Origin of the sequence: Spiroplasma endosymbiont of Megachile willughbiella (assembly GCF_964273395.1) — a bacterium.
Lineage (GTDB): Bacteria > Bacillota_I > Bacilli_A > Mycoplasmatales > Mycoplasmataceae > Spiroplasma_A > Spiroplasma_A apis.
In genome coordinates, this window is record NZ_OZ187005.1 from 998,924 (window position 1) to 1,017,501 (window position 18,578).

General features: G+C 29.0%; 15 protein-coding genes. 3 read left to right on the top strand and 12 right to left on the bottom strand.

What is annotated here, in order from left to right:
- The 3 genes from ACI2WZ_RS04345 (at nucleotide 1) to ACI2WZ_RS04355 (ending at nucleotide 3,694) form a co-directional block, all read left to right on the top strand.
- Nucleotides 1–1,587, top strand: a complete 1,587-nt coding sequence (locus ACI2WZ_RS04345) for an APC family permease (RefSeq protein ID WP_500244767.1) — start codon at nucleotides 1–3, stop codon at nucleotides 1,585–1,587.
- Between the two features lie 70 nt (nucleotides 1,588–1,657).
- On the top strand, nucleotides 1,658–2,614 hold the full coding sequence (locus ACI2WZ_RS04350) for a hypothetical protein (protein ID WP_500244768.1): 957 nt from the start codon (nucleotides 1,658–1,660) through the stop codon (nucleotides 2,612–2,614).
- Between the two features lie 171 nt (nucleotides 2,615–2,785).
- Entirely contained in the window at nucleotides 2,786–3,694 is a 909-nt protein-coding gene (locus ACI2WZ_RS04355; protein WP_500244769.1) for a hypothetical protein, read from the top strand.
- A gap of 207 nt (nucleotides 3,695–3,901) precedes the next feature.
- Here the strand turns inward: ACI2WZ_RS04355 and ACI2WZ_RS04360 are convergent, their stop codons facing one another.
- The 12 genes from ACI2WZ_RS04360 to thiI form a co-directional block, all read right to left on the bottom strand.
- Nucleotides 3,902–4,705, bottom strand: coding sequence for a hypothetical protein (locus tag ACI2WZ_RS04360; RefSeq protein WP_500244770.1), 804 nt, complete (start codon nucleotides 4,703–4,705; stop codon nucleotides 3,902–3,904).
- A 61-nt stretch (nucleotides 4,706–4,766) separates the two neighbouring features.
- Nucleotides 4,767–5,963: a phosphoglycerate kinase gene (locus tag ACI2WZ_RS04365; protein WP_500244771.1), complete on the bottom strand. Its 1,197-nt coding sequence runs from the start codon at nucleotides 5,961–5,963 to the stop codon at nucleotides 4,767–4,769.
- A 28-nt stretch (nucleotides 5,964–5,991) separates the two neighbouring features.
- The gene (locus ACI2WZ_RS04370; RefSeq protein ID WP_500244772.1) at nucleotides 5,992–6,507 is read right to left on the bottom strand and encodes a type II toxin-antitoxin system antitoxin SocA domain-containing protein; all 516 of its coding nucleotides are present in this window, start codon (nucleotides 6,505–6,507) and stop codon (nucleotides 5,992–5,994) included.
- A 55-nt stretch (nucleotides 6,508–6,562) separates the two neighbouring features.
- Entirely contained in the window at nucleotides 6,563–7,576 is a 1,014-nt protein-coding gene (gene gap / locus ACI2WZ_RS04375; RefSeq protein ID WP_023790043.1) for a type I glyceraldehyde-3-phosphate dehydrogenase, read from the bottom strand.
- Nucleotides 7,577–7,694: 118 nt separating this feature from the next.
- Entirely contained in the window at nucleotides 7,695–8,585 is an 891-nt protein-coding gene (locus tag ACI2WZ_RS04380) for a DnaA ATPase domain-containing protein (protein ID WP_500244773.1), read from the bottom strand.
- A gap of 1 nt (nucleotide 8,586) precedes the next feature.
- Nucleotides 8,587–9,828 carry a DnaD domain protein gene (locus ACI2WZ_RS04385; RefSeq protein ID WP_023790047.1) on the bottom strand — a complete coding sequence of 414 codons (1,242 nt, stop codon included), beginning with the start codon at nucleotides 9,826–9,828 and terminating at the stop codon, nucleotides 8,587–8,589.
- Nucleotides 9,829–9,980: 152 nt separating this feature from the next.
- Nucleotides 9,981–10,811, bottom strand: coding sequence for a DNA-formamidopyrimidine glycosylase (gene mutM / locus ACI2WZ_RS04390; RefSeq protein WP_500244774.1), 831 nt, complete (start codon nucleotides 10,809–10,811; stop codon nucleotides 9,981–9,983).
- Between the two features lie 12 nt (nucleotides 10,812–10,823).
- Entirely contained in the window at nucleotides 10,824–13,514 is a 2,691-nt protein-coding gene (polA, locus tag ACI2WZ_RS04395) for a DNA polymerase I (RefSeq protein WP_500244775.1), read from the bottom strand.
- Between the two features lie 64 nt (nucleotides 13,515–13,578).
- A complete protein-coding gene (dnaE, locus tag ACI2WZ_RS04400) occupies nucleotides 13,579–16,572 on the bottom strand; it encodes a DNA polymerase III subunit alpha (protein ID WP_500244776.1) in 2,994 nt (997 codons plus the stop codon).
- A gap of 79 nt (nucleotides 16,573–16,651) precedes the next feature.
- The gene (locus ACI2WZ_RS04405; protein WP_500222300.1) at nucleotides 16,652–17,068 is read right to left on the bottom strand and encodes a DnaJ domain-containing protein; all 417 of its coding nucleotides are present in this window, start codon (nucleotides 17,066–17,068) and stop codon (nucleotides 16,652–16,654) included.
- A gap of 24 nt (nucleotides 17,069–17,092) precedes the next feature.
- Nucleotides 17,093–17,401: a hypothetical protein gene (locus ACI2WZ_RS04410; protein WP_041612625.1), complete on the bottom strand. Its 309-nt coding sequence runs from the start codon at nucleotides 17,399–17,401 to the stop codon at nucleotides 17,093–17,095.
- Nucleotides 17,364–18,578, bottom strand: a complete 1,215-nt coding sequence (thiI, locus tag ACI2WZ_RS04415; protein WP_500244777.1) for a tRNA uracil 4-sulfurtransferase ThiI — start codon at nucleotides 18,576–18,578, stop codon at nucleotides 17,364–17,366. The genes ACI2WZ_RS04410 and thiI overlap by 38 nt, the downstream gene beginning before the upstream one ends.

Sequence of the window (18,578 nt, forward strand, 5' to 3'; positions counted from 1 at the left end):
ATGAAACTCAAAAATAAGGAATTAAACTTATTCAGTATAACTTGGATGGGTTTTAGCTTTATTGCAGGAATAACATTCACTGCAAGCTTTACAACAATATTGGGTAAAGATAGTGTTGGAGGTCATATCTACTGAATATTTGCTCTAGAAGGCCTTATAGCATTTATGTGTGCATGGGCTTTTGGTAAATTAGTTCAGGTCCACCCTCAAGCAAATGGTGGTGGTAGTCAATATGCTAGAACTGCTTTTGGTAAATTTTGAGGACTATTGATGGGTATGTTAAATTACTCAGTTATACCACTTGTTGGTATGAATTTATTAGTATCAATGGTTAGACAAAATTTTGATGGTGGTGCAGTTGATTTAGTAGGCTTTAAAAATGGGGTCTTTACAGGAAGTTGAGGAAGTTGAGGAAGTTTATACTTAGACATAATAGCATTTGGTCTATTTATATTTGCTTCAACAGTGATCTTTTTTGGAATCAGAAAATATAAGGTTGTTGGGGTAGCTGTTGGTTACATCACTTGAACACTTACTCTTTTATTGATGATTCTAGGACTTGTTGCTGGTGGACTAAACTTATTTGGTAGTAATCCAAATAATGGTTTATTAAATCATACAACAGGTATAAAATTAGGTTTTAAAAACTTCAGTAGTGCGTTTACAACCTGTTTCTTAGCTTATGGAGGCATAGAAACTTTTATTACTACGGGTAAAAATATCAAGAATAGAAGCAAAAACGTTCCATTAGCGATAATAATAATCCTAATAGCAACAACATTGTTTTACATTCTTTTCACTTTGATTATAATGTTTGCAGTCACAGGTGACTTCAAAGGAAATCCTAATCTACAAATATTCGATAACTTATCAAATAACGTTATCATAAAAAAATTTGGTGTTTGAATGATAATAGCTTGTACCTTGTTAATGAGATTTAATTCATCATTACAATTGACACTATTCGGTGGTTCAACTCTAGAACCATTGGCTAAACAAAGATTTATCCCTAAAAAACTAGAAAAAGAAAATGGAGAAAATGTACCTATTAATGGTGTAATCACTACAATAATTATCTCAATTTTAACTTCAGTCTTATTTATATTTATTCCAGATATCATCCAAGGTGTAACTGGTAAGCCAACACCGTTTGATTATGCAACATTAGCGAGCGCTGCATCTATAGTTCTTATAAGTATTTATTACTTGATTATTCCAGTAGTACTTGTTCAAGGCTTTAGGAAAAAAATCAAACTTAAGATTTGAGAATATATTGGATGAATTTTAACTATGGGAGTGTTGACATTCATTATTGTAATGTACTTTATCGATCTATTTTCAACACTGGCAAATCCTTACAAGGACGGAGTATTCTTAATCCAACCAGTTCTTGCAAGCACTTTCCAATTAGTCTATCTGTTTGCAATAATTCTAGTAGCTTTATACTTATACTTTGTTTATCACAAAAAACAAATGAAGTTATTGAGCACTAACAAAGAAGAGCTCGAAAAGTTACAAGAATACGAGAAAGTATTTGTAATTTTCGAAAAAGATACAATTATAAAAAACAAAAATTCTTCTGTTTAAAAACAGGGAATTTTTTTAATGTTTTTTAAAGGTAAAAGTAATATAATAATACTTAAAGTAGGAGGAAATTATGAAGAAATTTGTCGCATTAGTATCTACTATTTCACTATCTGCAAGCAGTGTTGCTTCACTACTTCCTAAACAAATGACTAAAGTATCAAAAATAGATAAATCTCAAGGACCAATAAAAAAAATAACAAAAACTTATGAGTATAGTTATGATTTATCGTCTTTTTATTCAGATATAAGTAAACGTGGAAAAGGTACGTATAATATGAATAACGAACCATTAGAGCCATTGATTAATAAAATAAAACAAGAGTTCAAAAACAAAGGTTGAAGTGACTACAAATTAATAAATATTGAGTCGTTTATTTCTAATTTGGATACAAACCCAAAACAAAAAACAATGTTTGAAAAGGTTAATGTTTTACTTAAAGATGATAATTTAAAAGTTGAGAGACAATATTTGGATGTCGATAAAGATGATTCGGGTCTAGATGATGCTTATTATTTTTCAATAAGAGCAGATTTCAAAACTAATAATCAGGTACCGAACCAAGTAAAAGGTGTCAAACTTTCTTCTTTTCCTAATTATCGTCCATATAGATTGAAAGATTTTTTAAAATTATTTACAAACAAATTGACCTTCGAGATAGATACACAAATTTATATGGATCACACAGATGAAAAAATGGAAGCTCCAATTGTCCTTAAATATGAGGGTATAGTTTGATATGCTGAACAAATAATAGATAAGTTTAAAGATAATTTTGGAGGTATATTGCAAGAAACATTAAATTATATCAACAGCAAGTTGAAAATAAATTTGGAAAAAATCGATAAAGAAGTAAACATCTACGAAGCAAATTATGATAAAAACTCTGATAAATTTAGTAAAGGTTCTAAACTAGCACCTTTAACTAAGCTTGACCCCTCAATATATCCTTATTTCTATTGTGCAATTACAAGCAAAGATGAAGCAATAGGTACATTCTATATGCTTTTAAAAAATTATAATAAATAAAATTTGCTATGCAAATTTTTTTATTTTTCACTAAAATTAACGAAACAAGTTTTTCGTATGTAAGGTATTATTTAGGAGCACACATAGTTTCAAAGAAACATCTTGAATTAATATAAATAACTTATAAATAAGCAAGAATAAATATTATAATATTTCAAAGGAGGTGAGTTAATGAAAGATTACAACATATCAGGTTTGCGTACTTTAACAGTAATAGCGAATATATTTGGTATTATCGGAGCTGTATTGGGATGTGGAGTATTGGTTTACTACATGAGACTTGGTTGACAAAATGAAATGTCTGCAGTTATTGCAGCTGCGCTATATGCATTAATCGCATTAGTTCTTGTAACAAACATTGTTTTTTGTTCAATTATTATCAATTTTGTGAGAACAACAGATGACATCACATTTATAAACAATAGATACATACTAATATTATTCTCATTAACTGCTGGTGGTTTAATTACGCCATACATATTAATGAAATTACCAAATATAGATATAAAATCAACAATAACACCAAGAATATTTATTTCAAGAGGTTATGGTATAAGTGCACTAATAGCAGGTGGCGCAGCATTGATTGTGTTTTTAACACAACTTTCAATAAAAAGCGGATTTAATATTATACAAGAAAACCAACAAAATCAAATTATAGGTTATACAACCATAGGAATTAGTGCACTAATTCTATTTTGAGGGGTTTTAAATACAAGTTTATTTATGGGAACAGTTGCTATTGAAAAATATGAACAAAAAGGTTTTAGAAGAGGCTTCATGAATTTTGTCTCAACAATGAACCTAATATTTGCGACAGTAACTTTAATATATATCATATTAGCTTCAATAATAAACATCATATCAGCTATCGGAAGTTTATTTGATAGAAATAGAGGAATATTTGCATCACTATTTAACACAGCTTATGTGGCACTTACAATTATGATGCAGGCATTTGTTATTTTCACAGCTTTCAAAACAATTAAAGGGATTTGAAATTCTCAAGGAGTTGTTGAATACAATAACTATTCAAAACTTGCTGAAAAACAAAACTCAGTCGAAATGAATAGAAATTAGTTATATAAAATAAAAAAGACATTAGTCTTTTTTTTATATATAAAATTAAATAATTTTATGTAAGAGTTTCGAAACACTGCTCTAAAAAAGTCTCTAAGTAATTAGAGACTTTTTTAAAGAAATTCATTTATTTGCTTTATTTTCCAATAAAGTTATTCTAATTACAATAATCAAAAACTTACTCTCATACTTAAAGGTAGATGAAAATTAAAAGATTAATGATAATGGTAAATTTAAAGTTTGATTATTATTACTATCAAATAATTTCTTTGCAATTAAAAGATTATCATCGATAATCAGCGCCCTGAATATATAAAACTCTAAAAACATCATACTTTTTTTTGTTTTGTAGTTGACAATTTTAGTAATGTTACTTTCTTTGTAGGAAATTAATAGATTGTTTTTATTAATATAAAAAATAGAAACAAACTCATTAGCTTTTTCTAATACATCTAACACTTCAAAATTTTTATTACATAGGGTTATCTCACCATTGCTTAAAATGATGTAATTATTTTCATAAACTAGAATTTGGTCTACATTTAAGTTAACTTCTTTTAGGATCTCAAGATCAGGATTAGTAATAGCAACTTTATCATTTATTTTACCTAGAAGTGTACCATTATCAGTACCTAGTATTTGAAAATTACTAAATTTAGTGTTTGTTCCTAATATCATAGTTATCACTTCATTTTTTATTAAATAACTGACGATTTCTTTACCTTCAAAATATAAGTAATTTTGAATATAGTAATCATATTCCTCAATAATTTCAACATCACTAGAACAAGCAATAATAGCATTTGATAATAAGGGATTTGGGTTACCCATAAATACTCTGTCAATGTCTTGCTTGTTTTTTAAGTTTTCTAAAAATATATTTTTCTCAATTCTATAAAGTGAGCTTTTTTTATTCAAAAAATTGCTATCAACTAAGTATAAGTGGTCGTTTCAATAAAAAAAGTTTGTTATTCATCCGCTATTATCAATCGTTCTAATTTTTCTTTTCATATCATGCATTCCATTCTTTTCTAGTATACATAAAAAAAATAGTGACTTTCACTATTTTTCTTTATTTATTTTGAATTGCTTCAACTCCTGGTAGAACCTTTCCTTCCATATATTCAAGAGAAGCTCCACCCCCTGTTGAAATATGTGTAAATTTATCTGCAAAACCAAGTTGGATAGCTGCAGCTGCAGAATCACCACCACCAATTAAGGTAAATGATTTTTCTAAACCAGCTATTGCTTCACAAACACCAACTGTACCTTTTTTATAGTTTTCAAATTCAAATACTCCCATTGGTCCATTTCAAGCGACTGTTTTAGCATCTTTTAAAATATCTTGGAATAATTCTATAGATTTAGGTCCAATGTCAAGTCCCATTACATCGTTTGGTAGATCTACTCCAGAAACACTTCCTTGTATATCTTTAAATTCTTCGCAGTTTGAAGAATCTATTGGTAAAACTATTTTTCCGTTCGCTTTATCTAAATACTCTTTTGCCAATGCAACTTTATCCTCTTCACATAATGATTTTCCGATATTGTGGCCTTGTGCTTTGAAGAATGTGTAAGCCATTCCCCCTCCAATAATAATTTTGTCGGCTTTAGTTAATAAATTATCAATTACACCAATTTTATCAGATACTTTCGCACCACCAATTATAGCTACAAAAGGATGTTCTGGTGAATCGATACCTTTTCCTAACATTTCTAATTCTTTTTGTACTAAAAATCCTACACAGCTCTCTGAAATATTAGATGCTACACCTACATTTGAAGCATGTGCACGGTGAGCTGTACCAAATGCATCATTTACAAAAACGTCTCCAAGACTTGCTCAGTACTTACCTAATTCTGCATTATTTTTAGACTCATACTTAACAACTTCGTTGTCCTTAACGTCTTCAAAACGAGTATTTTCAAATAACAATAAATCACTTTCATTTAAATTTTTTATAGCTTGTTCAAGTTCTGCCCCTCTTGTTTCAGGAACAAACTTCACTGGTTTACCTGCTATTTCACTTAATCTTTTTGCTACAGGTTCTAGTGATTTTTTGCTTTTATCTGCTTCTTCTTTAATTCTACTTAGATGTGAAAATAGTACAATTTTAGCTTTATTTTCTATTAGATAATTGATTGTTGGCATTGCTGCTTTGATACGATTATCGTCTGTGATAACTCCGTCTTTTATTGGAACGTTAAAGTCTACTCTAACTAAGACAGTTTTACCCTCCACTTGTATATCTCTTAATGTTTTTTTCATATTAATTCTCCTTTAATACCATATTATTTTAAAACAAATTTTCCTTAATTAAAATAAAATTTAGATAGGAAAATAAATTGTCACTACTAACTTTATGAAAGTTAATTATGTCTTCGTCTTTCATTAAGTTTTTTCTGTTAGGTTTGTAAAACTTTTTTCAGGGTGTTTGTTCATGACAAATCTTTACAATGTCCCAAGTCTTTAACTTCATAAGAAATCTTATTATAACTTCACAGATTCTTACTTCATTGTTCCATAACTCAAAATATTTTTCATATAATTTTTCATCAAAATCTAATGGTACATTATTACCCTTATACTTTGTTTGTTCTTTCCATAGTTCATAAATTACGGGCCCCCATCTTCAAGTCTCGAAGTTTATGTTACATATAGGGGTACGGTAAAGTAAATAATAGGCATAGATAATATAAATAGTTTTTTGAATTTGAATTTGAGTAATCTTAAGATTTGGCATTTCACTCTGAAGTTTGCTCATTAAGTTTAATAAATAACTAATGAAATCTTTTTTTGAATAAAAAAACATATTTACCTCCAATATTACTATCGGAGTTAAATATGTTAATATACAAATTAAATGTCTACAATGATAACATGTATTTAATTGTACGGATAAATTGTGAAGTGAATGAACTTTCGTTGTCATATCACGCGAACACTTTAACCATTTGTTTTCCATCAACTTCCATAACTTTTGTTAAAGTTGCATCAAAGATTGATCCATATGTTGATGAAATTACATCTTGTGAAACGATTGGTTGGGTGTTGTATTGTAATGCTTTACCTAATTCTGCATCAGATGTAACTGCACTTTCAACAGCTTTGTTGATTTCTTCTGCAGTAACGTTAGTTTTTAATTCAGCTGTTAAGTCAACAATTGAACCTGTGATAACAGGAACACGTAGAGCCAATCCATCTAATTTACCATTTAAAGAAGGTAACACTTTACCAACTGCTGCTGCAGCTCCAGTTTTAGAAGGCACAATGTTTCATCCAGCTGCACGTCCACGACGAACATCTGCGTGAGGTAAATCTAATAATGTTTGGTCATTAGTTACAGCGTGGATTGTATTCATCAATCCTTTTACAATACCAAATTTTTCATCTAAAATTTTAGCAACAGGTGACAAACAGTTAGTTGTACATGAAGCTGCTGAGACAATTTGATCATCTGCAGTAATTGTTTTGTGGTTTACTCCGAATACAACAGTTTTTAAATCTCCTGTTGCTGGTGCTGAGATAATTGTTTTTTTAGCTCCAGCATTTATATGTGCTTTTGCTTTTTCTTTATCTGCATAAAAACCAGTACATTCTACTACTAGGTCGATTCCCATTTCTCCTCATGGTAAGTTATTAGCATCTCTCTCAGCAAGAATTTTAATTTCTTTACCATCTACAATTATAGCCCCGTCTTTAGCTTTGATTTTTCCAGGCATAAATTGACCATGTGCTGAGTCAAATTCTAATAAGTATGCTAGTGTGTTAGCGTTTGTTAAGTCGTTGATTGCAACGATTTCAATATTATCTGATAAAAATAATTGTCTAAATGCAAGACGACCAATTCTACCAAATCCGTTTATAGCGATTTTTTTCATTTTTTATCGTTTCCTTTCACTTAATTATTTTATACTCATTAAAAAGGCTTTTTAAAAACTAATGAAAAAAATTTTCTACACTTTCTAATTTATTTATACAAAATTGGAAGTTTTTCCATTAGTACCTCTTGTTAGACCCATGTAAACGTACACAAAATGATAGACCTTTAATTCTTTCTGTGAACCTTAAAGTTTTCATTTTTTCGAATTTCATTAAACTTTGATCTCTAATTTTCTTATTTAAGTAATGTGTTTCTAATTCTGGTATTGAAAAATTTGATGTAAAAAAAGTAAGTTTTTTATTTTCCATTCTAGTATTCAATAAACCAAATAAAAGCTCATCTCTACTTCAATCACTAACAATCTCAGAACCGATATCATCTAATATCAACACATCCACATCACAGCATTGATCAAAAAACTTGTTGTAATCATTTGACTCTAGACTTTTGAAAGTCTCTTTGACTTTTTTAATTAGTTTATTTACTGTGACTAAAATTACTTTTTTGTCTAACTTAGCATAAGTGTTAGCTAATAATTTCATAATATATGTCTTACCAATACCTGGTTCTCCATAAACATAAAACCCTTTTTCGGTTTTGGTTTTGTTTAATTCGATCAATAGTTTTTCTAAATTACCATCTAGATTTTTTGCTTTATCAGAGTTCAAGAATTCTTCTATCGTTTCTGGAACTTCTTTAAAATCATAGTCAGCGTATAGGATATTTTTTTGTAGCTTATAATCTTTATTTTCAAAAACTCAGTGTTGACAATTTTTACTAGTAACATAGAATGTATTATTTAAAAAAGACAATTTTTGTTGAACACCCGGGATGCTTTGTTTACACATCGACAATGGTTGATTAGGTTCGCAAAGAACAAAGTCCCTTTTAAATCTTGAAAGAACAATCATATTTTCACTTAAAACATTATCGCTGATATTATACTTATCAACAAGTTTTTTGAGTTCTTTATCTTGTTTTAATAAATCTAATGAAAGTTGTTCCATTTTAAACTTCTCCTCAAATAGAGTTTTCTACTTTATCATCAAGATTTATTTCATAAGTCTTTTTAGTTTGCGCTTCTTGTCAAATGATATCTTCATTTTTTAAATATTCGTTTGATTTTTTTGTTGGTGTTTTTTTGTGGGCTACTTTTAAAAACTCCATCGCTTTGTCTGCGGTTTTAATATTTCGTTCATTCATAGTAGAGGCAATTTTAAATAAATAATTACCAACTATATCTTTATTATTTTTATAATACGAGAACTCTAGCAAACAATTAATTACACCGTTTCTAAGCTTATACTTTTCTAATAAAGTTTTTATAACAGTTTCATCATTAGATGAAATTATTTTTTCATCTCCAAACAACAATCTTAAATAATCATAAGGTTCAATAGTTTCCATTTCCTTAATTTTTTTATTAGTTTGTAATTCAATATTATCGCTTGGTACAAACAATTCACTATTATTTTTAGCTAGGTAAAGTTTAGAAATCTCTTCATAAAAATCCGACAAACTAAAATCCATGATCTCTTCATTGTAAATTTTTTTTATTGTAGTTATGATTTCAGAAATTGTTATATTATAGGCAACATAAACATCTTCAATAGACCTTTGCTTTTCGACATCTGTAGGAGATATAAAAATTTTATTCTTTTTCATTTCTTTAATAATATTTTCGTAGTTAAAACCTTTTAATAAAACATTTGATTTTCTTGGTTTAACTTTAATTTTACTAAATGAAAGATAGTTAGACTCCTCAGTAAACTCTGAAAATACCTCTAAAAACTTTGACGATTTATTTTCATAGCCGCTTTCAGTTAAAGGATCACCTTCATCTCTGAATATATATCTCGCAATCTCATAGTTTTTTTCCCCGATTTTGATAAGTAGTGCGTTGTTAAATAACCTGTTTTGAAAAAAATCTTTTGCATCTAAAGGTGAATAAATATTAAAACAAGCTAGGTTTTTTTGCTTATTGTATAAAGTTTCAATTAGGCCAGTAGCTTCCAATTTCTTTATTTGCTTATTTAATTTTTCACTTGTAGTTTCGCAAAGCTTCAATAGTCTTTCCTCTTCTAATAAAACAGATTTAAAGTCTCGATTGATTTCTGCTTCATGAATTAGCAACTTATAGAGAGCCATACTATTTAACCCTATTATTGGTTGGTAAAGATAAGAGAGTATTTTATCATCAGAAGAATCTATTCGGTTTTTTAGTGTAATTTTATATTTATAATCTTTCATAGCTTTCTCCTCATTCATTGATATTCTTATAATAAAATCAAATTTCCTTATTATGAATCATTTTGATAAACTTTAATAAAAAATATAATATTTGTGGGAAAGACAAACAAAAATACACCAAGGCGTATTTGTTTCTTAAAGTTTTCCACATATTAAATCAACAATTGACATACTTTGCAAAAATATGTACCTCTACCGTTTACTTTAATTTTTTCTATTGTAGAACCACAAACATAGCAAGGTTTATTTTTTCGCGTATGTACTTTTAGTTCATTTTGAAATTTACCGTCGATGCCGTCTTCCATTTGATAAGAATCTATTGTAGAACCACCCAGCTCGATTGCTTTAGTTAATATTTCCTTTGATGCAACCAATATATCCTCATAGTTATTTGCCTTTAAACTTGTTGCTCGATTTAGAGGATTTATTTTAGCTTTAAAAAGTATTTCGTCTGCATAAATATTGCCTATCCCTGATAACTTTGTCTGATCCAATAATGCTGTTTTTATATACTTATTTGATTTTCCAATAGTTTTGACTAAAAAATTCGCGTCCACTTTTGGATTAAATGGGTCGGGACCAACATTACTAATGGGTTTTAATTCCTTATAGCTTTCTTTAAGTTGATAATGAAATGTTCCAAATTTTCTTGTATCAAAATAAGCCATTTTTTTTCCACTTTCCAATTCGAAAATGGCTTCCAAATGTTTATTATAATTTACTTCATCATCGTAAATAAATCATTTACCTTCCATTCGAAGATGACTTATCAAAACCATTTCCCCTAAATGAAATATAATATGTTTAGCAATCCTAGACACATCTTCTATCACTCTATTTTTTATATCGACTTCAAAAGCAGATAAAGAAATATCTGTTTTTAATAAATTGGGGTATAAAATTTTTGCATTTACTATTTTTTCGCCTTTAACTTTTTGTCTTAACAATCTTACTACAGTTTCGACTTCTGGTAACTCTGGCATAATACCCTCCTTTTATTTAAGCTCGTATCAATTGTTTCCTATCGAGTAATTAACATCTAGTGGTACAAGTGATATTCTTTTGTGATTTGCTAACTCTAATATATTATTGTAAGCTTCCTTCATATTTCGAATTACAATCTGATTCACGGTATCAATTGTTTCTTCTCTTGCTAGAATGATTATCTCATCATGAATTTGAGCAACCATTTTGGCATCTACATCAAGTCCATTAAGATCATTAAAAACACCAATCATCGCCATCTTCAGAATATCAGCGGCTGTACCTTGTATTGGAGCATTAATAGCTGCTCTCTTCCCAAACTCTCTAATCATATGATTAGAATTTTTAAGTTCTAAAATATATCTTCTTCTATTAGCCATTGTTTTTACATAACCATGCTCCAAAGCAAACTCTAAAGTATTTTTTTTGAAATTATCGACTTCAGAAAAAGATTCGTTATACTTTTGAATATATTCTTTTGCGTCTTTCAAAGGTATTTTAAGGTCTTTAGAGAGACCATAATCAGTCAAACCGTAAAGGATACCAAAATTGAAAACTTTTGCTACTCTTCGCTGGTCCGCAGTTACTTTATCATCGTCATTTATATTAAAAATGTTTCTAGCTGCCAATTCGTGAATATCTAAGTTATTCGCATATGCTTTTATAAGTGTTGGTTCATTAGCGACATCTGCAAGTACTCTCAACTCTATTTGTGAATAGTCATAACTTATGTACTTATATCCTGGTTTGCAAATGAATATTTTTCTTACATTCTTTTGTTCTTCATCACGGATCGAGATATTTTGAAGATTTGGATCAGAAGAACTTAATCGACCTGTGTTTGTCAGTGTTTGATTGAATATTGTATGTACTTTATTGTTTTCGTGTACAAACTTTTCGAACCCCTTAAGGTAGGTTGAATATAATTTTGAGTACTTCCTATATATTAATATTTTCTCAACGACCGGATGTTCATTTATAAGGTCAGTTAAGGCCTCTTTATCAGTACTTCCCTTATTTGAGTTTCTTATTTTCATTTTATCGAATAAGACTTCTTTCAACTGTTTAGGACTAGCTAAGTTAAAGTCTTCGCTAATATAATCTTTAAGTTCTTCTTTCACTTCTGCTTCAATTTTATTTAAAAGCAAAAGAACTTCTTCTGTTTGTTTTTTTAACTCTTCACGGTCGATTAAAACACCCTCTTGTTCCATAGATAGCAATACTTTAGAAAATGGTAATTCAATATTTTCATATAAACGCAATTGCTCAAGATCTTCTAGAGTATGTAAAATTTTATTTTCGGTTGCTTTTATGTGTGATGCTTTTGTTACTAAATATTTTGCTTTAATATCTTTATCTATGTTTTTACTTCGCTTGACACCTTTACCAAAAATTTCATCACTAGATTCAATTTGGATTTCCGGATTAATCATCATAAGGTGAGATTCAAAGTTGGATTTTACATTGGGATTTAAAACATAACAAGCCAGCATCATATCATAGATAAAGTTATCTACTGGTGCATCATAACCAAGGCTATTTAAAACATAAATTGTCTTTTTTATATCATATGTTTTAAATTTATTTTTTTTCAAAAAACTTCTGAAGTCTTCGTCATACTTATCTTCTTGTCAATTGAATATGTTTATTTCCTCAGATTCACCAAAAATGTAAAAAAAGTTTCCTTTTGAATTCACTATACCCATTCCAATAACCTCAGAATTATGATAATTTTGATCAAGAGTTTCTAAATAAATATAATTTATTGCATCACTATAACTAGGATTTCATTTTGTTAATATTTGATATTCTAAGACTTCAGGATTCTTAACTTCTTCACTACAAAGTTTTTTAATCAAAGAGTTCATTTCATATTTTATGAAAAAGGCTCTAAGATTATCGAAATCTATATCTGTTTTTCTAATATGAAAGTTATTTAATTCAATATCTAACTTGATAGTCGCTATTTCTTTTGATAAATACGCATCTTCTTTACCTTCTAATAATTTTGCTTGTTTACTTCCTTTGATATCATCGATATTTTGATAAATGTCATCTAAATTTTTATATGTTTGTAAAAGCTCCTTAGCAGTTTTTTCTCCTATGCCAAGAACACCTTTTATATTATCAGAACTATCCCCTCTAAGTCCTTTATAATCGGTAACTTGTTGTGGGTAGATCCCTCACTTTTCAACTAATTTCTCTTGGTCATATACAAAAAGACTACTAGTACCAGTTTTAGGCGACAACACAAAAACATTATCACCTATTAATTGATACATATCTTGATCATTAGACAATATGTGTACTATATAATTTTCATCATTTTTTAATTTATTTGAAATTGTCCCAATTATATCGTCGGCTTCGTAATTATCTAATTCAAATCAATCAATTTTAGCTTCAGTTAAAAACTCTCTAACTATCGGGAATTGTGCAACCAATTCGGGAGGTGTTTTTTGTCTACCTGCTTTATATGTTTCTAGCTTTTCATGCCTAAAGGTTTTTTTTCCTTTATCAAAAGCAACTTTTATATCAAAATATTGATGTTCTGCAGCAATGTTACATATCATATTAATAAAAGAGTAAGCAGCATTAGTTGGAATACCTGCTTTTGTACTCAATGGTGTTCTACCATACTGACTATAAAATGCTCTAAATATTAGAGCATTTCCATCGACTAATAAAATTTTTTTCTTCATAATTATCCACCGTTCATTTTAATAATAGCAAAAAAGTAAAACCCTATGTGTAGTAAAAATTAATTTAGAAAATTTTAATCAAATCCTGAAATACAGCACTAGACTTGTTGTTAAAAAACTGGGTCTTGATTCTTAATATAACGGTTTGTCCTTCTTTGATTTTTCCTTTTAAAGTTTCGAAACTAGAAGCAAATATGGTCAATAACATCTCTGATGATTCATCTTCAATATTAACAAAACACATTTCATTTCCATTTTTATCTTTTTTTGTAATCATTTTACCCAGAATAACTAGGGTTTCACAAACGACAGGAGTACCCCTTAGCGAACTAAGAAGTCGAAGTTTTTCTTTATTTTTTAACTTGTTGCGCAAGATAGAAAGAGGATGTGAAGAAATGTAAAAACCTAGGTACTCTTTTTCATATGAGATTATCTCTTCTGGATTATCTTTTCTTTTTTCAATATCTAAGGTTATACTAGGGTCTCCTAACTCTCCGTATACATCACTCAAATTTAAAATCATTTCTTTTTGAGATATTAAGTCTTTACGAGAGTACCCATAAGTGTCAAAAGCCCCAGAGTACACAAGAGCGTTATACTTTTGATCTCCAATTGCATTATATTTTTTCAAATAAGAGAGTAAAGATATTAAACTATCAAAAGCATTCTTACTTTCGGTGTATATTTTTTTTAAATTACGCATAAATTCAGGTCCAATGTGTTTTATTACTGATAACGGCATCATAACTTTGTTGTCTTTAAAATAATATACACTATTTGGATTTTTAATATTGGGATGCGAAACAAAAAATCCTGAGGCTTTTAATTCATTTATATATTGGAAAGTCTTTATCTCATTTCTAATAACTCCATTAAGCAAAGCACAATAAAATTCTGCTTTGTAGTGAGTTTTTAAGTATGCCATTCAATAACTAATTTTTGCATATGCTACCGCGTGAGACTTATTGAAACCATACTCAGCAAATTTTTCAATATAATTTCAAAGTTCAATTGCTTTTTCCATGGAGTAACTATTATTAACGGCTTTTTCTATGAATTCATTTTTAAAAGTATCCATTAACTTATGATCTTTTTTGCTCATTGCTCGTCTAATTATATCTGCTTTACTCAAACTCAAATTAGCCACTTTTTTCAATATTTGCATAACTTGTTCTTGATATACAATTATTCCATAAGTGCTTTCTAGTATTTCTTTTAAGCTTTCTTCAATAATATAATTATTTTCTATGTTGTTTTTTCTTTTTATGAAAGTTGGAATGTTCTCTTGTGGACCGGGTCTAAATAATGCACTAGTTAAAGCGATATCATCAATAGAGTTTACTTTCATTTTTTTTAAAACATCCGTCATTCCTTCAGACTCAAGTTGGAATATCCCGCTAGTATCTCCTCCTCTTAGAAGAGCAAAAGTTTCTAAGTCGTTTTCTGGTATTTTATTCAATTCAATAACTTTGTTTTTAGATTCTCTGATATTTTTTAAAACTTCTTGAATAATCGACAAGTTTCTTAAACCTAAGATATCAGTTTTAATTAATCCGATTTCCTCTAAATAACTCATTGAGTACTGAGTTTGTGTCATTCCGTTCATTCCCAACTTCGTCGGCACAACCTCATGTAATTTAGTATCAGAAAACACAACTCCAGCAGCGTGTGTACCAGTTTGCCTTGGCAGTCCTATAATATTACTAACGACTTCAAAGATGTGTGGATATTTTTCTTTATACTTTCTAAGTGTTTCCGAACTATCTAATGCCAATTGTAAATCTTTAACATTCCTGTCACTTATTTGCTTTGTCATTTGAGAGACCTCTTCAATAGGCAAGTTGAAAACCCTTCCACAATCTCTAATGGCATTTTTTATTCCTATTGTCTGAAAAGTTACTATTGTTGAGAAATGGTCTTTTCCATATTTTTCAAATAAATAATCCAGAACTTCTTCTCTTCTGTCATCTTGGAAATCTATATCAATATCTGGAAGAGTTATCCTTTCAATGTTTAAAAAACGTTCAAATAGCAAACCCCATTTCAAAGGATCCAAATCTGTGATACCTAATAAAAAAGCGACTAAGCTACCTGCAGCAGAACCTCTACCGGGTCCTACTAATATATTTTTTCTTTTAGCTTCAGCGACAAAGTCAGCGACAATTAAAAAATAATCTGCGAAGCCCATTTTTTTTATGACTTCAAGTTCCATATCAAGCCTATCGATATAAATATTTTTAGAGTCTATTTGTTGTTGATAATTTTCGAAAGCTTCTTCACATATCAATCTAAGATAATTATCAGAAGGTATTTTTTTAGAATTTGGGTAACTTAAAAAATGTTTCCTATTGTCATTACTTACATGGTTTTCTACTTGATTAACAATTTTATCTAAGCTACTCAAATGTTTTTTTATGTCAATGAAGTTTGCAATGCTTTCCTGTTTTAAATAAAATGTTTTTTTAATATTTTTTACATCAGTTAATAGCTCACCAGATGCAATTGCCTTTAATGACAAAAAGGTTTGGTATTCAGAATCATACAAGAAGTTCACCTCTTGTGCGAAAATAACATTTTCCTCATTTTTTAAAAAATGGTGATTAGAACTGTCCACACCAAAAAATAAAGATTCTTTACCAAAATGATCTTTTAATTTATTTATATAGTTATCAATAAATTCGACCGTTGGCACAAAAACTACAACTACATTATTTTTTAAAGTTTGAAAAAACTTTTTCTCAGTTTGATCAATGTCTAACTTATCAAAACTTTGCAGGTAAGAAGAAAAGGTAGAAATACTTTTATAACCTTCGTTGTTTTTTGCATAAACGATGATTTGACCAAAAGAAATTGTAAAGCTAACTCCTATTATTGGTTTTATGTTATTAGCTCTACATTGTTCTTCGAACTCAGGAATACCATACATAACATTATAATCTGCTAAAAAACCAAAATTAAAATTTTGGTTCTTCAAAAATTCGACGTATTCATGGGGTCTTATGGTTGACTCTAAAAAATTGTAACAACTTTGAATATTTAATAAATTTAAATAACCCACCCTTAAGACACCTCTTTAATTTGATTTTACACAAATTTTTATAAAAAAAATCAATCAATGTTTGTTACCATCAATTGATTTAATGTTTTTGTGTTTTTCTACTTTCTGTAATTATTTCGTAGGCATTGTTGATTTTAGTCATCTCCGCTTGTGCTTCAATGTCGTTGGGATTCTTATCTGGATGATATTTGTTTGCTAGTTCACGATATTTTTTTTTGATTTCTGCATCAGAAGCTTTTCTTGTTAATCCAAAAACAACGTAAGCTTCGTCGATCAATGATGTACTACCTGTATGGTGTGAACTATTTGAACTTCTCGAACCCCTATTAGATCATTCTTCTTGATTTTGAAAACCTTCGTCGAAGTTATTATGTCCTTCACTATTTTTTCTGTATTTTTGTTCTCTTCGTGCTGATCCATTAAAAATAAGGTTCACAATTCAAAAAATAAAAACGTAATACAAAATTCTCATAATAAATCTAATTAAGTCATCCATAAAAATACTCCCTTTAAACTCATTCTACACCTTTTCTATAACTAATCAAGTAATCATACCTACAATAATAAGCAATATAACTATATAAGAAATAACTTTAAATATTCATACATTTGCCTTTTTTTTAATCTTGGAAGGGTTGATTTCGATTTTCTTGTGTTTTACATCTTTTTCTTTAACTTCTGTAATTGTTATGGAATCATCTCGATATTCTTCAATAGTAAACTCTGGGTCGTATCCTACAGTTTCACTATTAATAACGTTTCCATTGAACACCCCAAACTTATTCTCACCCTTAATTTTCTTTTCTTTGATTTTGTTCAACTTTTTCAATCATTTCACCATCCTTAAAATAATAAGATTTAATAAATTTGCTAATAGTATATTCAATTAGTTCATCTAATAATATATCTTTTTCCTGTTCTCTTGCAATGTATGCTTTTGGTTTTGTAACAGGTTTATTAGGGACGTACATTGAACAAACATCATCGAAAGGTAAAATTGATGTTTCATAAGTACCGATTTTTTTTGCAAGATGTATTATTTCTTCTTTATCAAATGTTAGTAAGGGTCTCAATATAGTTAAATTTGAGGTCTCGTTAATTGTGTTGATGGACTCGATAGTTTGTGAAGCAACCTGACCAAGATTGTCCCCTGTTATAATAGCTTTGGCCTTAATTTGAGTTGCTAACTTATTTGCAATTCGAACAAAAACTCTTCTCATTATAGTTATCCTATAAGATTCATCTTTTATATGCATTAGCTCGCGTAAAATTATTGAAAAATCGCAAACATACAACATAAAACTAGAGTGGTTAAAAGTTTGGAGCTTTTTTGCGAGTGTAAACACTTTCTCTAAAGCTTCAACAGATGTATGAGGGGGTGTCATAAAGTGTAGAAAATCTACAACCATACCTCTTTTCATCACCAAATAGCTTGCTACTGGTGAATCTATTCCGCCACTTAATAATGATATTGCTTTTCCACTAATCCCAACTGGTAGTCCTTTTATACCATTTTGTCTAGAAGTAAATATATAAATACCGTCTTGTTTTATAATAACAGTTATTTTTAAATCAGGATTATGAACATCGACTTTCAAACCCGCACAATTTTTTAAAATATTAGCCGCAATTTTTAGTTTCATTTCTGTTGAGCCAAGTTCAAAGAACTTATCTTTTCGATCAACTTCTACCTTGAATGTGCCCTTATTGAATGATTGAGCAACTTTTAAAGTATATTCTAAGACCTTGTTAACATCTCTTTCTACGATTTCAGCAACTGATATTGAATAAATTCCAAATACTTTTGTCAAAGACTCACAAATCGTTTCTACAAAGCTATCGTCATTTACTTTTATTGTTAAACTATTGTGGTCTTTTTTGTATTCTAAGATGTCTTTATATGGTTTTAATTTAAATTTAATATTTTGAATCAGCTTATTTATGAATATATTTTTGTTATTCCCTTTTAAAGTTAACTCTCCATATCTTACAAGTATATTTTTCAT